Source organism: Dyella sp. PARNA 12/25 (genome assembly GCF_055702865.1).
In genome coordinates this window covers 295,203-315,394 of record NZ_JBVQCI010000001.1, presented here as the reverse complement: position 1 = coordinate 315,394, position 20,192 = coordinate 295,203, and the positions used below count along the sequence as shown (strand labels likewise).

Here is a 20,192-nt window from a genome sequence, read left to right as displayed (position 1 = left end):
GATCTCCGTTTAGCCGTCTAGACGACTGAGTCTATCGCGCAACGATTCCAGGCGCAGATCATTCCCGGAGCCGGGTGATACGCGCGCTTCCAGACTAGTCTCCGGCGTCCTGCCCGCGCCGGCCGACGCAGCCGCATCGGCCGCGGCACGATAGGCATCACGGAACGGCACGCCTGCCGCGGCCTGCTCGATAGCCACATCTGTGGCGTACATAGCCGGCTCAATGGCCGCCCGCATGGCTGGCTCGTTCCATTCCATGCGCGCGAGCAGATCAGGCACCAGCTCAAGCGCTGCGAGGCCGTGGCGGCAACCGTGGAACAGCGAACCCTTGGAGAACTGCAGGTCGCGCTGGTAGCCGGTCGGCAGCGACAGCAGCTGCTCGATCTCGGTACGTGCCGCAGCCACGCTGGCATAGCTGGCGCGCAACAACTCCACCACGTCCGGATTGCGCTTGTTCGGCATGATCGAACTGCCCGTGGTGTACTCCGACGGCAGCTTCACGAAGTTGAACTCCGCCGTGGTGAACAGCGATAGATCCCACGCCAGGCGGCGCACGTCCAGCAAGGCGCCGGCAATCGCTTCCAGCACAGCCATTTCGAACTTGCCGCGCGACAGCTGCGCATAGATCGGCGACACCTGCATGCGGGCAAAGCCCAGTGCCTGCGTGGTGTGCTCACGATCGAGTTTGAGGTTCACGCCATAGCCGGCAGCCGTACCCAGCGGATTGGCGTCGATCAACAAGGCCGTCTGCTTCGCACGCAATGCGTTGTCGATGAAGCCCTCGGCAAAACCGGCAAACCACATACCGGTGGAAGACACCACCGCACGCTGGAGATGCGTATAGCCCGGCATCGGGATCGCCAGCTGCGCCGCACGGTCAAGACACACGTTGGCGATGGCGCGGCAGTGATGCTCCAGCTCGGCGAGCTTTTCCTTCAGCCACAGTCGCGTGGCGACCAGGATCTGGTCGTTACGGCTGCGACCGGTGTGAACGCGGCGGCCTGCGTCGCCGAGGCGCTCCGTGAGACGCGCCTCGATGGCCGAATGGCCGTCTTCGTAGCGATCATCCAGCACGAAGGTGCCAGCGCGGAAGTCTTCTGCCAGCACATCCAGCTCGCGCTTCAGCGCTGCCGCCTCATCGGCGCTCACCACGCCGATATTGGCCAGACCTTCCACGTGGGCCTCACTGGCCGTGATGTCGTGCAGGAAAAACTCGCGATCCAGCACCACGTCGTCGCCGGCGAGAAACGTCATGATGCGGGCGTCGATCTTGATGTTGGATTTTTGCCAGAGGGGCTGGGTCATGTTCGTATCGCCTTAAACCGGAATTGCCGTGTATTCGTCCACGCCAATGGCGCGATTGATGTTCTGCATGGCCTGCGTCGCCGCGCCCTTCAAGAGATTATCGAGCGTGGCCACTACCACCACGCGCTTGCCATCGTTGGACACGGCGAAGCCGCCGATATCCACATGATGCTTATGCGCGATGTGGCTGACCCAAGGTGCCTCGTCCACTACGTGCACCAGCTTCTCGCCCTCGTAGGCGCCCTTGAAGCGGTTGACGATGTCCTCGCGCTTCACCTGACGAGCAAGGTAGAGGTTGGTGGTCACCGTAAGGCCGCGGAAGTGCGGCGCCACGTGCGGCATGAACTCCACCGGCACGTTGAGGTGACGGCTCGCCTCCTTCTCGTGCATATGACCGGTGAGCGAGTACGGCATCAGGTTGTCACGCAGCTTTTCCGGATCGTTCTTGTCCGACGGCGTGGTGCCCGCGCCCGAATAGCCGGAGACACCGAAGCTCACCGGCGGCGCCGCCAGCAGATCCTTCAGCGGTGCAATCGACAGCTGGATAGCGGTGGCATAGCAGCCCGGATTGCTGATGCGCTTCTCGCCACGCCAGCGCTCGCGGGTCAACTCCGGTAGGCCGTAGTACCACTTTTCATTGAAGCGATAGTCGGCAGAGAGGTCGACGATCAGGGTATCTGGCTTGGCCTTGTCGATAGCTTCGACAAACGGCGCCGCTTTGCCATTGGGCAGCGCCAGCACCACCACGTCGGCGCCCTGCGCTGCCACAGCCTCAGGATCGAGGCTGGCATAGCGCAGCTCACCATGGAAGCCATTGACGTGGTCAGCGACCCGCTGGCCGTCAAGTTCGCGCGATGACACGAACATCAGCTCAAGCGCCGGGTGCGCGGCCACCAGCCGGATGAGCTCCGCGCCCGTGTGGCCACGGGCGCCCACGATGCCGATGCGATGTTTAGTTGTGCTCATGATTCAGTCCACCAGAGTCGGCTGTCGTTCGGCGCAGTGCGCGACGCAGCTCGCGATCGTGCCGAAGTCTTCAATGCCGTACCAGAACACTTTCCAGCGCGGCTGCTTGAGGCAGCCATCCGATTCGGCGTAGTAGAAATGATTAACGGCGTTGCCATGGCGCGAGCGCCAGAACAACTGCGGATTTTCCTCACGCATCACCTGCCACACGGCACGGCCAAGGCCTTCACCTTGCGCGTCATCGAGCACGGCGAACTTGTCGAGGTACGGCAAGTCGTTTTCCTGAGTGAGGATCATCGCAGTGCGATAGTTTTCGCTCACATAGACGCGGAATGGCTTGGTGCGCTCGAAGTAGTCCGGCACCAGCGTCCGGCCAAAGCTCGACTCGATGAGAAGACGCATGCGCTCCAGATCGATACCTTCCCAGGATTCGAAGCGCTTCACCTTCTCACCGCGACGCACCAGCGTGCCGGAACCCTTATGCGTGAACAGCTCTTTCGCCAGTTCGGACGGCTTGGTGATCGAGACCGAAGACGTGAGCGGCAAATCGCTCAGCAGGTCGGCAATCTGCTCAATCTTCAGGCGCATGCCGCCGTTGATCCACGGCTGCGACATCAGATGATCGAACTCGGTGCTGAGATTGATCGAGTCGATGATCTTGCCCTGGTCATCCAGCAGGCCACCCGTGCCCGTGAGGAACACGATCTTGTACGGCTGCAACACGCGCACCAGCTCATTGGCTGCGAAATCGGCATTGACGTTGAGGATCTGCCCCTCTTCCGTCTCGCCCAGGCTGGCGATCACCGGAATGGAACCGGCACGCAGGCTGGCCTCAATCGGCGCGAGGTTGATATCGCTGACCTTGCCAACCAGGCCATAGATGTCGCGGTCGATATAGCTCGCCGTGAACACGCCCGAAAGCACCGAGGTGGCGCGGGTGTCCATGGTCTGCAGCGCCTCGACCAGGCGCAAGTTTTGCTCCTGGAATACCTTGCGCACGATGGCGAGCGCCCTGGGCGTGGTGACGCGCAAGCCGTTCACGGTGTGCTTTTCGATACCTGCTGCCGACAGCTCTTCATCCAGCTGCGGGCCAGCGCCATGCAGCACGATGGGGGTAAGACCCACCTGCTGCAAAAAAGTCAGCGATGAGGTGAGCGCCGGCAGATCATCGCGCAGCACGGCGCCACCGACCTTCACTACGGCGAAGCGCTTGGCGTCCAGCTGCGAAAAACGCTTAAGGTACTGCTGGATTTCCTTCGCGCTACCCATGCTCGAAAGCAAGCGGACGATGGTTTTCCTGGTGTGCTTGTGAGCTTCCACGTTTACTTGCTCTTATCGATGATGCGGTAAATGGTTTCGGCGTAGTGTTGAAGCTGGCCCAGAGCAACCCACTCATCGGCCGTGTGCGCCTGGGCAATGTCGCCAGGGCCGTAGACGAAGCAGATGTAGCCACCCGCGGAGAACAACGCGGCCTCGGTCCAGAAGTCCACGGCGTTGCCGATGGGGATGTTCAGCTCGTCTGCCAGGTCACGGGCCGCCAGCCGGCGCGCCTCTGCTGTAGCGGTGTCGCCCGCCGGCAACGAATCGCCACGGAAGAGTTCTTCGAACGCCACCGGCTGCGGTTCAACCAGGGTGCGGAAGGTGTGCAGCAACTGATCCGGCGCCATGGTGGGCAACGGACGGAAGCCGAAACGCACCTCAGCCGAGGGCGCAATCATGTTGGCCTTGATGCCACCCTCGACCTTGCCAATGTTGAAGCGCAAACCGGTGAGGCCGCCGAAACGCTCGTGCGACTGCTTTTCGACGAAATCGAGTGCCGCAGCGCCCCAACGCATCACCTGATGCAGCGCACTGTCACTTGGCTTTTGCTCGCCGGACGCATGCCCTGCACTGCCCTTGAAGCGCATCTGCACCGAATGGATGCCACGATGCGCCAGCACCGCCTCACCCTTGGTCGGCTCAGCCACGATCACGGCATCGTAAGCGGGCTTTTGCTTGAGGAAGCCGGCGATGCAACGCGGATCGTTGGCCTCTTCATCGGTGGACAGCAGCAACGCCATGTCACCGTCGGTCACATTGGCCACCGCCAGCAGCGCTGCGGCGGCGCCCTTGATATCGCAGGCGCCCAGGCCGATCGCGCGATCTTCCGTCACGCGCAGCTCATGCGGGTTGGCCGTCCAGTGCGGCGAATCGGGCACCGTGTCCATGTGCACGTTGAACAGTACTTTCGGTTGGCCACGCACGGCATAAAGCGTCACGGCGCCAGCGCCGTAGTCGGTCACGGTAACATCGAAGCCCGGCAGGTTCGCCCGCAGGTAGTCGAAGATCCCGCCCGTACCGATTTCACGGGGCGGATTACGCGTGTCGTAGCTGACCAGCGCGCGGAGATGCCTGAGGGTTGCGTCGAGTAGTTCGCTCATGAGTTTGTCGTTGTTGTGTGCCGCCCGGACCGTTACAACGGCGCCGGCTGATAGATGCCAGGTCGATAGATTTCCATCAGTGTGTCGGGGCTGGACGGCATGGTGAAACCGTGCCGCGCATAGAGATCATGCGCGTCAAACGTTGCAAGGGTGAAACGGCGTAACCCCTGCAGATCCGGATGTGCCATCACCGCGTCCACCACGCGCTTGCCGTAGCCCTTGCCGCGATGCTCGGGAAGCACGAACACATCAACCAGGTTGGCGAATGTCGCAAAGTCCGAAATGACCCGCGCAAACGCCACCTGGCCGCTGTCCGTGTAACCGCCGAAGCACAGTGAGTGTTCGATGGACCTGCGTACGGTCGATAGTGGAATGCCTTTCGCCCAGGTCGAGCCGGTCGAAAGAAACTCATGTATCAGCGCGACATCGAGCTGTTGCTTATCGGTCGAAACTTGCAGGTTGCCATCCATCTCATCGTGCTCCCGGATGGGTCTTAGCCGCGGTTCACTTCAGCCCACAACGTGCTGCTCATGCCGAACAGCTTGATGAAGCCTTCGGCCTCAGCCACACCCCAGTCGGCCGACTGCGCGTAGGTCGCGCCCTTGGCATTGAGGATGTGCGGCGAACGCACTTCCACCGCCGTGACCTGGGCGCCGGACGTTTCCAGCACCACTTCACCGTTGACCTTGCTCTGGCTGGAGGCCAGATAGGCTTCCAGGTCGGTCTTGATCGGGTCGTGATAGAAGCCTTCGTACACCACTTCCACCCACTTGCGCGCCACGTCCGGCTTGAAGCGGTTCTGCTGCTTGGTGAGCACGGCCTCTTCCAGGGCGCGGTGTGCGGCAAGCAGGGAGATCAGGCCCGGCGCTTCATACACGATGCGGCCCTTCAGGCCGATGGTGGTGTCGCCGGTGTACATGCCACGGCCCACGCCATACGGCGCAAACAGTTCGTTGAGCTTGGCCAGCAGCTTGTCACCCGGCATCTTCTGACCGTTGAGCGACACTGCCTCACCCTGCTCGAAACCGAGGGTGACCGACAGCTTTTCGGACGGCCATTCGGCGCGCGGCTTGCACCAGCCACGGGCGCCCTCGCCCGGCGTCTTCCAATGGTCGATCTCGCCGCCGGAAAGCGTCACGCCCAGCAGGTTCTCGTTGATGGTGTAGCTCTTCTGCTTGGCGCGCACTTCGAAGCCGCGCTCTTCCAGGTATGCCTGCTCATAGGCGCGGGTCTGGGTGTGCTCCTTCTGGATTTCGCGGATCGGCGCCACGATCTCGTAGTCACCCAGCGCCTTCACGGCGAGGTCGAAACGCACCTGGTCATTGCCCATACCGGTACAACCGTGGGCGATGGCCTTGGTGCCCAGCTCCTTCGCACGAGCGATGGCAGCATCCACGATCAGGTAGCGGTCGGACACCAGCAGCGGGTACTGGCCCTGATAAGCCTCACCGGCATGCACGAACGGCTTGACGAAGCCGTTCCAGATCGCAGGGCCACCGTCGACGGTGACATGGCTGGCCACGCCCAGCTCCTTGGCGCGCTGCTCGATATAGGCACGCTCCTCGGCATCCACGCCGCCGGTATCGGCAAAGACGGTGTGCACGGCCCAACCGCGCTCCTTGAGATAAGGCACACAGAAGCTGGTGTCGAGGCCACCGGAGAAGGCGAGAACGATATCTTTGCTCATGGCTTGCTGATCCTGAAATAGAAGGCTAAACGGATAATTGACTAGTTCGATTGAACCACGATGCGCGGCTCACAGCGCACCGGAAAATTCACGGAATTGGCGATGAAACAACCGTGATGCGCCGCCTCATGCGCGGCCTCGGCCTTGGCAGGATCGCTGTCCGCGGTGATGGTGACCACCGGGCGCAACACCACTTCGGTGAAGTGGCCACCGTGCGCGGTGGTTTCCATGTTGCCCTCGGCGCTGTCGACGTAAGCGGTAACGACCACGCCAGCCAACACTGCCTGATGCAGATAGGACAGCATGTGGCAGGTGGACAACGCCGTCACCAGCATGTCCTCCGGGTTGAGCTTGCTGGCATCGCCACGAAACATCGGGTCGGATGAGCCTTCGATCACCGGTTTACCGGCGATGCGGATCTCATGGCTACGACCATAACCCTGGTAGGTCTTGGTGCCGGTGCCCTGATTACCCGTCCAGGTCACGTCGACCTTGTAGTGGTGCGGATGCGTATGGCTCATGACCTGTCCCCTTCTTGCCGAGATGCGTCCTGCTGCAACATCAGATCCGCCAGATCCGCATCACCGCGACCACCACGCTCATGCAACCCGGCCATGACACCGGCCTGATTGGCAGCGGGATGGTTCTGGCTCAACTTGAACTTGCCTTCGATGCGATCGATGGTGATCTCCAGACCCACGATGGCGCGCAAGTTCTTTTCAATGTGATCTTCCGGCGCATCGGAGACATGCCATGGCTGCGGCTGGCCCGCCTCATGGCGATCGGTCAGACGCTCCAGCAACTGACGCAACCACGTGGCGTCCGTAGTCGTGCGCAGACGGCCATGCACATGCACCACGGCGTAGTTCCACGTCGGCACTTCACGATGCGTTTCCTGCTTGCTCGGATACCAGTTCGGGCTCACGTAGGCATCGGGGCCACGGAAGATCACCAACACCTCGGCGCCATCGAGCTTTGCCAGCTCGTTGCCGCGGGCGACGTGTCCGTGAAGTACTCCGTCGACCAGTTCCAGCGGAAGATGATTCGCCGCCAGCCCGCCCTCGCCGTTCGCCACCAGCGTGGCGAACGGGTACTCGCGCATCAGCGCGTGCAGCTTGTCGCGGTCTGTTTCCTTGAAGTGCGCGGGAAGGTACATGATCAGCCCTGGCCGATCAGCGAGGCCATCACCGCCTTCTGCACGTGCAAGCGGTTCTCAGCCTCATCGATGGCGATACATGCCGGCGAATCCATCACGGCATCGGTCGCCTTCACGTTGCGGCGCAGCGGCAGGCAGTGACTGAACAGGCCGTTGTCGGTCAGCGCCATCTTCGCCTCGTCCACGATGAAGTGCTTGTTCGCCTCGCGGATGGGCTTCTCCTGATCCCAGCGGCCGAAGAACGGCAGCGCACCCCAGCTCTTGGCGTACACCACGTGGGCACCGCTGTAGGCATCCTCGATGTTGTGGCTGACCTTGAGCGAACCGCCGTTCTCCTTCGCGTTCTGGTAGCCGAACTCCATGTAGCGCTCGTCGAGCACGTAATCGGGCGTGGGGCATAGCAGGGTCACGTCCATGCCCATCTTGGTGGCGATCAGCAAGGCCGAATTGGCCACCGCCGTGTTGAGCGGCTTGGGGTGGTAGGTCCAGGTCAGCACGTATTTCTTGTTCTGCAGGTCGCCCAGGTGTTCCTTGAGTGCCAGAGCGTGCGCCAGCTCCTGGCACGGGTGAGTGATGGTTTCCATGTTGATCACGGGCACCGTGGCGTACTTGGCGAACGCCTTGATGACGTTGTCCTCGCGATCCACCGACCAGTTCTGGAACTTCGGGAAGGCGCGCACGGCAATCAGGTCCACATAGCGCGAGAGCACGCGCGCCACCTCGGCAATGTGCTCTTCCGTATCGCCATCCATCACGGTGCCCACGTCGAACTCGATGGGCCACGCGTCCTTGCCAGGCGCCAGCACGATGGCGTGGCCGCCCAGATGGAACGCGCCCAGTTCGAAGCTGGTACGCGTACGCATGGATGGGTTGAAGAACATCAGCGCCACCGACTTGCCGGCCAACTGCTGGCCGCGCGGCGAGCGCTTGAAGGCCGCAGCCTGCTCGAGCAGCGCGTCGATCTCGGCGCGACTGTAGTCCTGGGTGGTCAGAAAGTGGCGAAGCGTCATGTTGGTGGATGCCCTTGTGGAATCTTCAAAACCCGGAAACAAAAAAACCCGGCTATAGGCCGGGTTTTGTCGTCGATACACATTAAACGCGTGCGACAGCCTACCCGGCCGAATGTCGGACCAACGGTCGGCGAGCACGCGACGTCATGCCAGCGGCCATGCGGGCGCTGGTGAGGACAGTAGCGGTATAGACGGCTGCGGACATGGAGGTTCCGGGAGGTTGAACTTGCATGATGACGGGATTTTCGCTGCCATGCAACAACGGGAGTCGCGGATGGCAGCGCCGGACGGCAAATCGCCACCCGTAGGCGGCGATCGCAGCGTGTCTCAGTCAGCGGGAGAAACGCTGACCCGCACCCGCAGGCGCTCACCCGGGTCGTAGTTGAGACGAGACAGGTAGACCTCGCCACGATAACGGTATTCCACGTCGTAACCCATGATGCGGCGCTGCTCGCTCACCGCGCTGACCTGGCGGCAATGGGGTTCGGTGGTTTGGTACTCGCCGCCACCCGATTGAGTGACGCCATTGCCCACGGCGCCGCCGACCACCGCACCGCCCACTGTGGCCGCGGTACGGCCATTGCCCTTGCCGACGGTGCTACCCAGCACACCGCCCACGACGGCGCCCAGAATGGTGCCGGCTGTCGAACCTTGGCTGGGGGCCTGACGCACCACTTGCTGGTCATAGCATTCTTGACGGGGCACCTCGGTGCGCGCCACCCCATACACCGGATCGACGCGCAGCACGTCGGCCCACCCGTAGTGAGTGTTGTCGTCATTCTGATTTGGGTACCGCGCATCCTGCGCGAAAACGCCGGTGGTCCCGAGGGACAACACCAGCGCGGGGAACAACCACTTGGTCATTACGACCTCCGCTTGGAGCCAAACAGACGCTTCTGTGCGCCTCATAGCATTCATTGCATCAAATTCACACTGAATCGAGGCTTAGAAGGTTTTCGGAGACCCTGTAAGCCAAAGTCTGCATTCATGCGTTTGGCCCGCCGGTTGCCGGGACAAGCCCCATGGAACCCCCTTCCGCCCCTGCGGAGCGGTCTGCAGCTTGTTAAGATGCGCGACCGGCTTGCGCCCGCTTGGCGCCCGCTCCCACCGTCCGGACCTCCAGACCGATGCCGATTTCGCTCCACAACAGCCTGACGCGCCGCGTTGAACCGTTCACCCCCCTCAACCCGGACCGGGTGACCATGTACCTGTGCGGGCCGACGGTCTACAACTACGTGCACATCGGCAACGCGCGTGGCCCGGTGCTGTTTGACGTGCTGGCGCGCCTGCTGCGTCGCCATTACGCGCACGTGGTCTACGCCCGCAACATCACCGACGTGGACGACAAGATCAACGCGGCCGCCCTGGAACGAGGCGTCGGCATCGAAAGAATCACCAGTCGCTACACCCAGGCCTACCGCGAGGACATGGCCAAGCTGGGCATTGCCCCGCCGGATATCGAGCCGCACGCTACCGCGCACATCCCTCAGATTATCGCAATGATCGAGCAGCTGATCGCGAACGGCCACGCCTATGCAGCCGAAGGCCATGTGCTGTTCGAAGTCGGGTCCTACCCGGCCTACGGCGCCCTATCCGGACGCGACCCGGAAGAACTACTTGCCGGCGCCCGCGTGGAAGTGGCCCCGTACAAGAAAAGCCCCGGCGATTTCGTGCTGTGGAAACCCTCCACACCCGAACTGCCGGGCTGGGACAGCCCCTGGGGCCGCGGCCGCCCGGGCTGGCATATCGAATGCTCGGCCATGAGCGAGGCCCACCTGGGCGAGACCATCGACATCCACGCCGGTGGCGTGGACCTGCAGTTTCCGCACCACGAAAACGAAATCGCCCAGTCCACCTGCGCGCATGGCGGCAAGGTGTTTGCCCGCTACTGGCTGCACAACGGCATGCTGACCTTCAGCGGCCGCAAGATGTCCAAGTCACTGGGCAATGTGATGCTGGTGCATGAGCTGCTGAAGGAACACCCGCCCGAAGCACTGCGCCTGCTGCTGCTGCGCGGCCACTACCGCCAGCCGCTGGACTGGTCGGAAGCAGCTGTCCAGCAATCGATCAGCACCCTGGACGGCTGGTATCGCGTGCTGCGCGATCTGGTGGATATCGACGTCGACACCGCCCATCTTCCGGTGCCGCCAACCGTCGAAGCTGCACTGTGCGACGACCTCAACACGCCGCAGGCATTGGCTGAGCTCTCGCAGCTGGCGGATGACGCGCGCCAGGCTGGCGACCTTGAATCCAAGCGCACTGCCAAGGCTGCACTGCTTGGCGCAGGTGCCTTGCTTGGCCTGCTGCAGCAGGATGCGGAAGCGTGGTTCAAGCACGCCACCGGAGCGACTGAAGTCGACGAGGCACGCATCGAAGCGCTGCTGGAAGAGCGTCGTGCTGCTCGTGCGGCGAAGAATTTCAAGCGTGCTGATGAGATTCGTGAAGAACTCACGGCAATGGGTATTGCCATTGAGGATGGCGCACAGGGCACGCGGTGGAGTGTGATTAAGGGGTGATGTTTTGGCCCTTTGGGGGCGGTCATATGTGCCGCTCTCAACCATGGCTCTGCGCGCCTAAAGGCTGCACACCGCATCGATAAACACAGGCGTTTGCGCAAGCACCCGGCCCACACCCCGGCCCTCTCCCCGAAGGGGAGAGGGCCGGGGTGTGGTGCATCGCGCGCTCCTAACTACCAACGAAGCGAGTGACTGCCTTAAGTCCTCTTCGCGATGGCGCGTTGCGGTGTAGCCGTACCACTTGTCGGGCGATCGTGACGATCGGGGCTTCGCGGACGGCAAGGCTCGTATTAATCACGACGCTACGGCAACCCCGCTCTGAAGGCCGTTTTCTTTGGGTTACTTTTCTTTTGGGCCAGCAAAAGAAAAGTGACTCGGCCTTCGGCAGAAGGTCGAAACGCCCGCCGCGTAGGCGGCACGCTGACGGTAGCGCCTCTTTCAAGGCCGAGAGCAAAGTCACTGGATGACTCGCTTCGCTCGCCCCTTCGGGGCCGCCCTACGGGCGTTCTGCGCGCTTCGCGCTTGTCCCGCTTTCGCGGGGATGACGGTGAGGGGGAACACGCATGCACGCGAGCACCCACCTCTCACCCCAACCCTCTCCTCATCAGGGAGAGAGAGCACAAAAAGCAGCGGGTCGACAAACGCGCGATAATAGGCAACATGAATGCCATCGCCACACCCACCGCCGCTCAAGCCCAGCAAGACATCGTCGATGAATTCGCCTTCTTCGGCGACTGGACCGAGCGCTACCAGTACCTCATCGACCTCGGTAAACAACTCCCCGAATTCCCGGAAGAACTGAAAACCGAGGACTATCGCGTCCATGGCTGCCAGTCGATGGTATGGCTGGCCCCCAGCGGCAGTGCCAACCAGCTGCACTTCCGGGCCACCAGCGACTCCGCCATCGTCTCCGGCCTGATTGCCCTGGTGCTGCGCGTGTATTCCGACCGCTCCGCACACGACATCATCGCCACCGAACCTGGCTTCATCGAGGCGATCGGCCTGGCGAAACATCTGTCGCCCACTCGCTCCAACGGCCTTGCCGCCATGCTGGCGAAGATTAAGGCGTACGCTGCGGCGACCTTGGCGCAGAAGTGAGAAGTGAGAAGTGAGAAGTGAGAAGTGAGAAGTGAGAAGTGAGAGAAAAACACTCAGGCTCTTCTCTCACTACTCACTTCTCTCCGCTCACTACTTAAACAAAGCCCCGCTCGAAGCGGGGCTTTGTTTATTTCATCGGCACCAAACGCGCGACCTCAGTCGCCCATCTGCTTCTGCAGATGCTCGCGGCGCTCCTGCGCATCGAGCGACAAGGTGGCGATCGGACGGGCGTCGAGACGCTCCAGGCCGATTTCCTCGTCAGTTTCCTCGCAGAAGCCGTAGCGGCCTTCTTCGATGCGACGCAGCGCCTTGTCGATCTTGGAGATCAGCTTGCGGTAACGATCGCGCGTGCGCAGTTCCAGCGAGTTTTCGGTTTCGCGGGTGGCGCGCTCGGCCTCATCACCGACGTCACGCACCTCGTCACGCAGGTTCTCCATCGTCTGGCGCGACTCTTCCACGAGCTGTTCACGCCATTCGCGCAGCTTGTTGCGGAAGTAAGCGAGGTGCTTGGGGTTCATGTACTCCTCGTCATTCGAGGGACGGTAACCCTTGGGTAGGTCGATTGTCGTCGTCGAAGGCAGCGCGTAGCGGCCGTCTTCACGGGTGATGCCATTGTCGAGAGTTGCAGGTTTATTCATCGAGGACTGCTGGGCTTTCTGTGTTTTGATGGGGGTATGACGTGCGGTCGCGCTGGCCACCTTGCCCGCGAGGGGCGATGTGACCGGCTTGGCCGGCGCCGTTGGGGGAACCGGGGTTGCCTTGACCGGCGCCGGCGTCACCTGCCGGGCAGCGACGGGCTGCTTGGCGGGTGCGACCTTGGCTACCGACTTGGCCGGTACCGCCTTAGGGGCCTTCTGCGGCTCGGCGACCGGCTTGGCCACAACCTTGGGCGGCTGCTTCTTGGCAGGCGCGGCTACCTTTTTGGCTACCGGTTTTGCCTCTTTCTTGACCACTGCCGGCTTCTTGACCGCAACAACCTTCTTGGCCGGCGGCTTGGGAGCTGCTTTCTTGGTTACCACATGTTTGGCGGGAGCAGGCTTCGCGGGGGCGGCAGCAGGCTTCTTGGCGACAGGCTTTTTCGTTACCGCCTTTTTGACGGCAACTTTCTTGGAGACCGTCTTTTTGGCCGGAACGGCCTTGGCGGTCACCGTTTTAACCCCCCGCCCGGCCGCAACAACCTTCTTGCTGGCCTTGACGTCCTTCACCTTGCCGGCAGGCTTTCCCTTCTGCGGCTTGGTGGCTGTCGCACTACGCGTAGTTTTCGCCATTTCCCTTCACCATTTTGGCCTTGGCGGCCCGGTGTTATAGCCCAACGACCTTACACCGGCAACCATGCTTCTGGAATACTTGCGCAACTATATGCCGCAAGCTGTTTCGGCAGCCTCGTCGTGACACGACTAATACTTCTACTGCTCGGCTTCTACAAGCGCTGGCTAAGCCCCCTGCTGGGACAACGCTGCCGCTTTCACCCCAGCTGTTCCGATTATGCACGGATTGCCGTCGTGCGCTTTGGTCCATGGAAGGGTGGCATGCTGGCAGGCTGGCGCCTGTTGCGGTGCCAACCGCTGTGCGAGGGTGGTGAAGACCCGGTACCCGAGCAGTTCACTTTTCGCCGCTGCTGCCCCCCTGGAGAACCCCATGTCCACTGACTGGCTGATCAAGAACGCCGAACTGGTCAACGAAGGCCGCCGTTTCCATGCCGATGTGCGCGTGAAGCAGGGGCGCATCGACGCCATTGCCGGCGACCTCGACGCCCGCCCGGGTGAGCAGGTGATCGATGCCGGCGGCCTGTGGTTGTTCCCGGGCATGATTGACGACCAAGTGCATTTCCGTGAGCCGGGCCTGACGCAAAAAGCCGACATTGCGCACGAGTCGCGCGCCTGCGCCGCCGGCGGCATCACCAGCTATATGGAGATGCCCAACACCAAGCCGCCCGCGCTGGATCGCGACACGCTGGAGGCCAAGTACGCCCGCGCGGCGGAAACCTCCGCCGTGAATTATGCGTTCTACATGGGCGCCAGCAACGACAACCTTGAGGCCATTCGCCGCCTGGATCCGCTGGCCGCACCGGGCATCAAGGTGTTCATGGGCGCCTCCACCGGCAACATGCTGGTGGATAACCCGGAAGTGCTCGACGGCATCTTCCGCGAGGCCCCTACGCCGATCATCACGCACTGTGAAGACACGCCGATGATCGACGCGAACCTGGCTAAGGCGCATGCGAAGTACGGCGACGATATTCCTGCGTGGGAGCATCCGCTGATCCGCTCGCGCGAGGCTTGCATCAAGTCCACGCGCCTGGCCATTGAGCTTGCGACGCGCCACAACAGCCGCCTGCACGTGCTGCATATCTCTACGGCGGACGAGCTGGCACTGTTCCAGCCGGGCCCGCTCAAGGGCAAGCGCATCACCGCTGAAACCTGCGTGCATTTCCTGCATTTCGACGACCGCGATTACGAGCGCCTCGGCTTCCTGATCAAGTGCAACCCGGCTGTGAAAACCGCGGCAGATCGCGAGGCCATCACCAAGGCGCTGGCAGAAGGCCGCATCGACGTACTGGCCACAGACCACGCGCCGCACTTGCTGGAAGAAAAGGGTCAGTTGTACGACAAGGCGCCGAGTGGCCTGCCGCTGGTGCAGTTTGCCCTGCAGGCGGCGCTGCAGCGTGTGTTCGAGGGCAAGCTGACGCTGGAACGCGTGGTGGAGGCGGTGACGCATGCGCCGGCCACGTTGTTTGACGTCAAGGAGCGCGGTTTCCTGCGCGAAGGCTACGCTGCCGACCTCGTGCTGGTGGATCCGAACAAGCCGCACACCGTGCGCCGCGAGGAAGTGTTGTCCAAGTGCGCTTGGTCGCCCTTCGAGGGATACACCTTCAACAGCTCGATTGCGGCGACGTTCGTCAATGGTCAGCGCGTGTGGGATGGCAGTGCGATCGATCAGAGCGTACGCGGTCAGCGCCTGGCTTTCGCTCGATGAATTGGACGACACGGGCGTGCACCTTGCTCGCCCTGTGTCTGGCCGCCCTGCCCGGCATGGCGGCCACGCTGCCATCCACCATCTCGCAAGGCGGGCTGGTGGTTGCCACGATGCCTGAGGTCGCCACAGCCACGGTCAACGGCAAGGCCGTGCGCGTGGGTGAGGACGGCACCCTGGTATTCGGCGCGGGTCGCGATGAAAAAGGGCCGCTGACGATTGCCCTTGGGTATCGCGACGGTCGCAGGGAAACCGCTCGCGTCACAGTGACGCCTCGCAGCTGGCCGCTCGAACGCGTGAACGGCGTGCCTCAGAAAACGGTGAACCCGCCGCCCGACATCGCAGCACGCATCCAACGCGAGCAGGCGGAAGTCGCGGCAGCACGTCGCCGCGATGATGACCGAGAGGATTTCCTTCATGGGTTCATCTGGCCCGTGCAGGGCCGTATCAGCGGCCGTTTTGGCAGCCAGCGCATTTTCAACGGCACACCCAAGTCACCACATCCGGGCATGGATATCGCGGTGCCGCAAGGCTCGCCGGTCAAGGCACCCGCGGCGGGTGTGGTGACGTTCGCCAAGCCCGACCTGTATCTCACTGGCGGCACCGTGCTGATCGATCATGGCTTTGGGCTCAGCTCCAACTTTCTGCACCTGTCACGGCTCGACGTGAAAGTCGGCCAGCATGTGCAGCAAGGTGACGTGATCGGTGCTGCCGGCATGACCGGGCGCGCGACGGGACCGCACGTGCACTGGGGCGTCAACTGGTTCGAGGTGCGCCTGGATCCGCTGTTGTTGCCCGGGATCGGCGACGTGAATTGATTTGGGTAGCGATCGCGAGATTGCCCCTCACCCCAGCCCTCTCCTCGCTCCTCAAAGCCGCGGCCATCCATGGCCGCTCTTCGCGTACCCCAAAGGGGAGAGGGAGCAAGAAGCTTAAGGCACCGCTTTGAGCGTGATGCTCACTGGGCCATTCTCTCCAGAACGCCCCAATACACTCGTACGCGTATCGTTGATGGCCAGCAGCTTGTCGCCCTGCTGCAGGCGCACGCCGATGGCGAAATCAACGCCGTCGCGCAGATCGGCCGGATCATAGGTCAGCAGGAAGTCGACCGGCGACGCACCGACGGGCTCGATGCGCGTTTGGGAAATGGTGCGTGCTGCCACGTCTTGTTTGCTTACATCGTCCAGCGTCACCAGCAGATAGGCATCTGCCGGCAACGGCTGCGGCAACTCGTAGCGAATGTCACCGACGAGGGACTTCATCAACGTCTGGTTCACGGGCGCCGCAGCTTGCGTCTTAGACGCCGATGAAGCATCACCTTTGGCGTGGTGCGAAAACATCGAACAGGCCGACAGTGCAATGGTGGCGGCAGCCAATAGCGTGAGACGGGACAGCATGCGTTACTCCTGGGGAGCCTGAGGTCAGGCATCCCGGAATGCTAGCAGGCTGCCCTTAAGGCAACACTGGTGAAGTATCGCCGCCGTCATGATGTCTGGAAGGCCCGCAGGGTGTGTCGCGTGGCGCCGGGAAGACTGGCCGTCTTGCCAAGCCGCGCGGCGCAGCCGGCGGGCCTTCCAGACATCACCCCGTCATTTCAAATTCAATACGTTGGGGCCAACCCTGTCTGTCCGCATGCCTTCGGTCCCTTGGCTCGACAGACGGCCAGTCTGCCTTCGCCAACGGCCCTGTGGCCTGCGAACAGACAGGGCTGGTGACGACGGCGATATTTCACCAGTGTTGCCTTAAACAGCGGCTCAGGCGCAGCCTTTTCCGGTGTAGCCACCTTCGATGCCTTTGCTCGCATAAGCCACGGCATCGTGCGGATGGAGGCTTTCCTGGTGTTCCACGCGGATATGGAAATCGGCCAGTTTCCCATCGGCATCGAGTGCCTTCTGAATGCGGCGCGCGGCGTCTTCGCAGAACATCAGGTTGCCGCCATTGGCGAGCGCGAATGCCTGTTCATCTTCGCGCTTCACGGCGGTCTGCACGGGCGTACCCAGCGATTGCTCAGTGCGATCGATCAGACTGATCAGATCGAAGTTCGCGCCTTCTGCCGGACGCACGCGCAGGCGAGCCACGCTGCGCTGAGCGTGCGGCGTCGCCACGATGCCCTTCTCACTGCCCAGCCAGGCCACCACGGCGGCGTGTTCAATCGGCTCGGAGGCGTCGAAGTCTTTGGCGAACTGATCCTGGATCAGCTGACGCGATAGCGCCGCCGACGCGGGACAAGTGGAGGAATAGACGATCTCGGTACCGAACTCGAGCAGAAACTGATCGCCGACCAGGCTGGCCTCGATGGTCACCGGGTAGGCACGCCAGCCGCTGTTGCCGCTACGCAGCGCGGGGCGACGCACCAAATGCTCGAAGCGGATGCTGAGGCATGCGCGGTCCGATAGATCCTTATGGGAATCGAGGAACCCACCCAGCAGTTCACTCAACGAAGCGGCGCTCAGCGTCTGCGTACTCAGCGCCTGCTCCACCTGCAGGTAGAGCCGCGACATATGGATGCCACGCTTGTCCGGACGACGCAGGTTGACGAACGCACCGACGCGCGCGCTGGCGCGCTGCGCATCACCGTCGCCGGCATCGAAACGCACCGGCACCTCGATGCCATCCATACCGACCCAATCCAGCTCACCGACAAGATGAGGCTGGGCATGAACTGCCACATCGGGCAGCAGGCGGGCGGTGTTTTCCTCGGTGTACATGGTGAATCCTATGATCCAGCGAGCGGATAGACCGCTCGAGAGACGTCAATCTTGGGGCAGCAACCGCGCCTAACAATAGTGGCGCCGGGGAAACGCTGCGTCCCCTCGTTGGGTTATTCGGCGTCGCGACGCCAGGCACGGGCGGCCCGCCAGGCTTGCCAGACCACGCCCGGCCCCTGCCGCCCTTGCCCCTTGCGCAGCACCGCCAGCGGGTCGGCCGCCTTGCGGGCGCGCGCCACCAGGGCGTGGCCGTAGCGAGACTCCAGCCCCCGGAAGGCGCTGAGCGGTCCGGGCAGGCGTTCCGCCTCGCGCCAGGCGGCATCAAGATCGTCCAACTGGGCCCTAATCGCCTCGTTTCGCGCAGGGCTGGTAGCGCGCAGCTCGCTGCGGTTCAGGCCATGGCGCGCGAGGCGCGACATCGGCAGCGCCAGGCGATCACGGTCCGCGTCTTCTTCCAGGCGCAGCAGCGAGAACAACAGATGTGACAGCGTGGCCACCCGCTCCGCCCGTGCGCTGGCAGCCTTTTCCCCAAACCACCATGCGGTTTCCAGCGAGGCGACAGCGCCGTGTAGCAAGGAGCTGGCCGCGAGCTGGGCAGGGAAATCGGCGGCCGTGCCCTGTTCGAGCTGGGCCATGGCAGCCAGTACAGGCGCCACCCATTGTTCGCTCGGCAAGTCGTGCGCCCGGTCGTCGTCAAACAGTACCTGGGTCAGTGGGTGGCGACCGCCGCTGGCCGCAGCGCCTGCAAGTTCTTCCGCCCACCAGTTCAACTTGCTCGCGGCCACCTGCGGCTCGCGGATGCCGTAAGCGGCGGCAAGCAGCTCCTGCTCCAGTGCCGCCAGCGCGATGTGGCCCGGATAAGTGTTCTGATCGACAAAGGCCAGCGCAATGCGTTGCTGCGGCTGTACCGCGAGCCATTTATCGATATAGCTCTGCAGCGCCGCCTCGCTCATGCGGTCACCTGCTGACGGCGCAGCAGCGCGGTCAGATCGGACGGTTGATCGAGCACGAGATCGGCATTCCACTGATGCGGATCGCCACCATCCAGGTAACCCCACTGCACGGCGATGGTGTACATGCCGGCCGCGCCGCCCGCGAGAATGTCGCGTTGATCGTCGCCCACAAACAGGCAGCGTGTGGGATCCAGCCCCGCCCGCTCGCAGGCCAGCAACACCGGCGCCGGGTCCGGCTTCTTCACCGGCAAGGTATCGCCGGAGACCACTGCCATGGCGCGATGCGACCAGCCGATGCGCTGCACCAGTTCGTCGGTGAGAAACGCCGGCTTGTTGGTGACGATGCCCCAGACGATGCCCTGCGCTTCGATGGTTGCCAGCAGCTCGTCGACGCCATCGAAGGGGCGCGTGTGTTCCGCCATCACCGCCTCGTACAGTTCGAGATAACGCGGCACCAACGTCAGCAACTGTGCTTCATTGATATCGGGAAACGCGCAACGCAGAATCGCTCGCGAACCGCGCGACACGACCTCACGCACCGGCTCGAACGACGGCACGGCCACACCCATTTCCACACACTGCAGCTTCAGCGCGCCGTAGAGATCGACGGCGCTATCGAGCAAGGTACCGTCGAGATCGAACAGCACGCCCTGGATATTTTGCGGAAGGGTTTTCATGCGGGCTTGCGTGCGCTGATCAGGTAATTCACCGCCGTGATGCGGCTGAGCCAGGCCTTACGGTTGATGGGGTTGTAGCCAAGGCCGGAAACATCGTCCACTTCGAGGCCGGCATGGCGCAAAAGACGCCCCAGCTCCGACGGCTTGAGGAACTGTGCGTAGTGGTGGGTGCCTCGCGGCAGCATCTGCATGATGTATTCGGCGCCGAGGATGGCAGCGCCAAATGCAGCTGGCGTGCGGTTGAGCGTGGACATCACCACAACACCACCCGGCTTCACCATGCGCGCCAGATCATTCACCAATGCCGCTGGATCGGGCACATGCTCGATCAGTTCCATGCAGCAGACAGCGTCGAAACTTTCCGGTTCCGCAGCGGCGAGATCGGCGGAAGACTGCACGCGGTAGTCCACGTCGAGCGACGGCATGTCCAGCCGCGTTTCGTGCATATGTAGGCGCGCGATCTCGATGACTTTCTCACCCAAATCGATGCCGGTGACATGCGCGCCGGCCTTTGCCAGCGCTTCGCTGAGCAAGCCACCGCCGCAGCCGACATCGGCCACGCGTGCGCCGCGCAGATTCAGACGATCGGCCACATACGCCGCTCGCACCGGGTTCAGATCATGCAGCGGACGGGATTCGCCATCCGGATCCCACCAGCGCGCGGCGAGCTTGCCGAAACGGGCGATTTCCTCGGGGCTTACATTGGTTGCGGCTTGCATCGAA

21 protein-coding genes are annotated in these 20,192 nt (G+C 62.8%); 5 read left to right on the top strand and 16 right to left on the bottom strand.

Annotation, left to right across the window (positions count from 1 at the left end):
• Positions 1-9: 9 nt before the first annotated feature.
• From argH to AC0GUR_RS01385, 10 genes are all read right to left on the bottom strand, one after another.
• Positions 10-1,305, bottom strand: a complete 1,296-nt coding sequence (gene argH / locus AC0GUR_RS01430; RefSeq protein WP_472875680.1) for an argininosuccinate lyase — start codon at positions 1,303-1,305, stop codon at positions 10-12.
• A gap of 12 nt (positions 1,306-1,317) precedes the next feature.
• On the bottom strand, positions 1,318-2,271 hold the full coding sequence (gene argC / locus AC0GUR_RS01425) for an N-acetyl-gamma-glutamyl-phosphate reductase (RefSeq protein WP_472875679.1): 954 nt from the start codon (positions 2,269-2,271) through the stop codon (positions 1,318-1,320).
• A 3-nt stretch (positions 2,272-2,274) separates the two neighbouring features.
• Positions 2,275-3,591, bottom strand: a complete 1,317-nt coding sequence (locus tag AC0GUR_RS01420) for an acetylglutamate kinase (RefSeq protein WP_472875678.1) — start codon at positions 3,589-3,591, stop codon at positions 2,275-2,277.
• 2 nt (positions 3,592-3,593) lie between these two features.
• Positions 3,594-4,691 carry an acetylornithine deacetylase gene (locus AC0GUR_RS01415; protein ID WP_472875677.1) on the bottom strand — a complete coding sequence of 366 codons (1,098 nt, stop codon included), beginning with the start codon at positions 4,689-4,691 and terminating at the stop codon, positions 3,594-3,596.
• 32 nt (positions 4,692-4,723) lie between these two features.
• On the bottom strand, positions 4,724-5,161 hold the full coding sequence (locus AC0GUR_RS01410; RefSeq protein ID WP_472875676.1) for a GNAT family N-acetyltransferase: 438 nt from the start codon (positions 5,159-5,161) through the stop codon (positions 4,724-4,726).
• 23 nt (positions 5,162-5,184) lie between these two features.
• Positions 5,185-6,378 (bottom strand): argininosuccinate synthase, encoded by a 1,194-nt coding sequence (locus AC0GUR_RS01405; protein ID WP_472875675.1) that lies wholly within the window; start codon positions 6,376-6,378, stop codon positions 5,185-5,187.
• A gap of 41 nt (positions 6,379-6,419) precedes the next feature.
• Positions 6,420-6,899 (bottom strand): OsmC family protein, encoded by a 480-nt coding sequence (locus tag AC0GUR_RS01400; protein WP_472875674.1) that lies wholly within the window; start codon positions 6,897-6,899, stop codon positions 6,420-6,422.
• A complete protein-coding gene (locus AC0GUR_RS01395; protein WP_472875673.1) occupies positions 6,896-7,534 on the bottom strand; it encodes an FMN-binding negative transcriptional regulator in 639 nt (212 codons plus the stop codon). Before AC0GUR_RS01395 ends, AC0GUR_RS01400 begins: the two co-directional genes overlap by 4 nt.
• Positions 7,535-7,536: 2 nt before the next feature.
• The gene (locus AC0GUR_RS01390) at positions 7,537-8,544 is read right to left on the bottom strand and encodes an N-acetylornithine carbamoyltransferase (RefSeq protein ID WP_472875672.1); all 1,008 of its coding nucleotides are present in this window, start codon (positions 8,542-8,544) and stop codon (positions 7,537-7,539) included.
• A gap of 327 nt (positions 8,545-8,871) precedes the next feature.
• Positions 8,872-9,408 (bottom strand): glycine zipper 2TM domain-containing protein, encoded by a 537-nt coding sequence (locus tag AC0GUR_RS01385; RefSeq protein WP_472875671.1) that lies wholly within the window; start codon positions 9,406-9,408, stop codon positions 8,872-8,874.
• A gap of 263 nt (positions 9,409-9,671) precedes the next feature.
• On the opposite strand from AC0GUR_RS01385, the gene cysS reads away from it, so the two are divergent.
• Positions 9,672-11,060 carry a cysteine--tRNA ligase gene (cysS, locus tag AC0GUR_RS01380; RefSeq protein WP_472875670.1) on the top strand — a complete coding sequence of 463 codons (1,389 nt, stop codon included), beginning with the start codon at positions 9,672-9,674 and terminating at the stop codon, positions 11,058-11,060.
• Between the two features lie 660 nt (positions 11,061-11,720).
• The gene (locus tag AC0GUR_RS01375) at positions 11,721-12,158 is read left to right on the top strand and encodes a SufE family protein (protein WP_472875669.1); all 438 of its coding nucleotides are present in this window, start codon (positions 11,721-11,723) and stop codon (positions 12,156-12,158) included.
• 155 nt (positions 12,159-12,313) lie between these two features.
• Here the strand turns inward: AC0GUR_RS01375 and dksA are convergent, their stop codons facing one another.
• Entirely contained in the window at positions 12,314-13,426 is a 1,113-nt protein-coding gene (gene dksA / locus AC0GUR_RS01370) for an RNA polymerase-binding protein DksA (RefSeq protein WP_472875668.1), read from the bottom strand.
• A gap of 120 nt (positions 13,427-13,546) precedes the next feature.
• On the opposite strand from dksA, the gene yidD reads away from it, so the two are divergent.
• The 3 genes from yidD to AC0GUR_RS01355 are packed head-to-tail and all read left to right on the top strand — an operon-like array spanning position 13,547 to position 15,949.
• A complete protein-coding gene (yidD, locus tag AC0GUR_RS01365; protein WP_472875667.1) occupies positions 13,547-13,807 on the top strand; it encodes a membrane protein insertion efficiency factor YidD in 261 nt (86 codons plus the stop codon).
• On the top strand, positions 13,797-15,134 hold the full coding sequence (locus AC0GUR_RS01360) for a dihydroorotase (protein WP_472875666.1): 1,338 nt from the start codon (positions 13,797-13,799) through the stop codon (positions 15,132-15,134). The genes yidD and AC0GUR_RS01360 overlap by 11 nt, the downstream gene beginning before the upstream one ends.
• Positions 15,131-15,949, top strand: a complete 819-nt coding sequence (locus AC0GUR_RS01355) for a M23 family metallopeptidase (RefSeq protein ID WP_472875665.1) — start codon at positions 15,131-15,133, stop codon at positions 15,947-15,949. Before AC0GUR_RS01360 ends, AC0GUR_RS01355 begins: the two co-directional genes overlap by 4 nt.
• Positions 15,950-16,063: 114 nt before the next feature.
• Here the strand turns inward: AC0GUR_RS01355 and AC0GUR_RS01350 are convergent, their stop codons facing one another.
• From AC0GUR_RS01350 to ubiG, 5 genes are all read right to left on the bottom strand, one after another.
• Positions 16,064-16,528, bottom strand: a complete 465-nt coding sequence (locus tag AC0GUR_RS01350; RefSeq protein WP_472875664.1) for a YbaY family lipoprotein — start codon at positions 16,526-16,528, stop codon at positions 16,064-16,066.
• Between the two features lie 357 nt (positions 16,529-16,885).
• A complete protein-coding gene (folE2, locus tag AC0GUR_RS01345; protein WP_472875663.1) occupies positions 16,886-17,839 on the bottom strand; it encodes a GTP cyclohydrolase FolE2 in 954 nt (317 codons plus the stop codon).
• A 113-nt stretch (positions 17,840-17,952) separates the two neighbouring features.
• On the bottom strand, positions 17,953-18,792 hold the full coding sequence (locus AC0GUR_RS01340) for a squalene/phytoene synthase family protein (RefSeq protein WP_472875662.1): 840 nt from the start codon (positions 18,790-18,792) through the stop codon (positions 17,953-17,955).
• Positions 18,789-19,469, bottom strand: a complete 681-nt coding sequence (gene gph / locus AC0GUR_RS01335) for a phosphoglycolate phosphatase (protein ID WP_472875661.1) — start codon at positions 19,467-19,469, stop codon at positions 18,789-18,791. The genes AC0GUR_RS01340 and gph overlap by 4 nt, the downstream gene beginning before the upstream one ends.
• Positions 19,466-20,188, bottom strand: a complete 723-nt coding sequence (gene ubiG, locus AC0GUR_RS01330; protein WP_472875660.1) for a bifunctional 2-polyprenyl-6-hydroxyphenol methylase/3-demethylubiquinol 3-O-methyltransferase UbiG — start codon at positions 20,186-20,188, stop codon at positions 19,466-19,468. The genes gph and ubiG overlap by 4 nt, the downstream gene beginning before the upstream one ends.
• Between the last annotated feature and the right edge of the window lie 4 nt (positions 20,189-20,192).

Excerpts from the sequence above, each read along its gene's own strand:
- argH (WP_472875680.1), bottom strand. The coding sequence starts at position 1,305 with ATGACCCAGCCCCTCTGGCAAAAATCCAACATCAAGATCGACGCCCGC.
- argC (WP_472875679.1), bottom strand. The coding sequence starts at position 2,271 with ATGAGCACAACTAAACATCGCATCGGCATCGTGGGCGCCCGTGGCCAC.
- AC0GUR_RS01415 (WP_472875677.1), bottom strand. The coding sequence starts at position 4,691 with ATGAGCGAACTACTCGACGCAACCCTCAGGCATCTCCGCGCGCTGGTC.
- AC0GUR_RS01410 (WP_472875676.1), bottom strand. The coding sequence starts at position 5,161 with ATGGATGGCAACCTGCAAGTTTCGACCGATAAGCAACAGCTCGATGTC.
- AC0GUR_RS01405 (WP_472875675.1), bottom strand. The coding sequence starts at position 6,378 with ATGAGCAAAGATATCGTTCTCGCCTTCTCCGGTGGCCTCGACACCAGC.
- AC0GUR_RS01400 (WP_472875674.1), bottom strand. The coding sequence starts at position 6,899 with ATGAGCCATACGCATCCGCACCACTACAAGGTCGACGTGACCTGGACG.
- AC0GUR_RS01395 (WP_472875673.1), bottom strand. The coding sequence starts at position 7,534 with ATGTACCTTCCCGCGCACTTCAAGGAAACAGACCGCGACAAGCTGCAC.
- AC0GUR_RS01390 (WP_472875672.1), bottom strand. The coding sequence starts at position 8,544 with ATGACGCTTCGCCACTTTCTGACCACCCAGGACTACAGTCGCGCCGAG.
- AC0GUR_RS01385 (WP_472875671.1), bottom strand. The coding sequence starts at position 9,408 with ATGACCAAGTGGTTGTTCCCCGCGCTGGTGTTGTCCCTCGGGACCACC.
- cysS (WP_472875670.1), top strand. The coding sequence starts at position 9,672 with ATGCCGATTTCGCTCCACAACAGCCTGACGCGCCGCGTTGAACCGTTC.
- AC0GUR_RS01375 (WP_472875669.1), top strand. The coding sequence starts at position 11,721 with ATGAATGCCATCGCCACACCCACCGCCGCTCAAGCCCAGCAAGACATC.
- dksA (WP_472875668.1), bottom strand. The coding sequence starts at position 13,426 with ATGGCGAAAACTACGCGTAGTGCGACAGCCACCAAGCCGCAGAAGGGA.
- AC0GUR_RS01360 (WP_472875666.1), top strand. The coding sequence starts at position 13,797 with ATGTCCACTGACTGGCTGATCAAGAACGCCGAACTGGTCAACGAAGGC.
- AC0GUR_RS01355 (WP_472875665.1), top strand. The coding sequence starts at position 15,131 with ATGAATTGGACGACACGGGCGTGCACCTTGCTCGCCCTGTGTCTGGCC.
- AC0GUR_RS01350 (WP_472875664.1), bottom strand. The coding sequence starts at position 16,528 with ATGCTGTCCCGTCTCACGCTATTGGCTGCCGCCACCATTGCACTGTCG.
- folE2 (WP_472875663.1), bottom strand. The coding sequence starts at position 17,839 with ATGTACACCGAGGAAAACACCGCCCGCCTGCTGCCCGATGTGGCAGTT.
- AC0GUR_RS01340 (WP_472875662.1), bottom strand. The coding sequence starts at position 18,792 with ATGAGCGAGGCGGCGCTGCAGAGCTATATCGATAAATGGCTCGCGGTA.
- gph (WP_472875661.1), bottom strand. The coding sequence starts at position 19,469 with ATGAAAACCCTTCCGCAAAATATCCAGGGCGTGCTGTTCGATCTCGAC.
- ubiG (WP_472875660.1), bottom strand. The coding sequence starts at position 20,188 with ATGCAAGCCGCAACCAATGTAAGCCCCGAGGAAATCGCCCGTTTCGGC.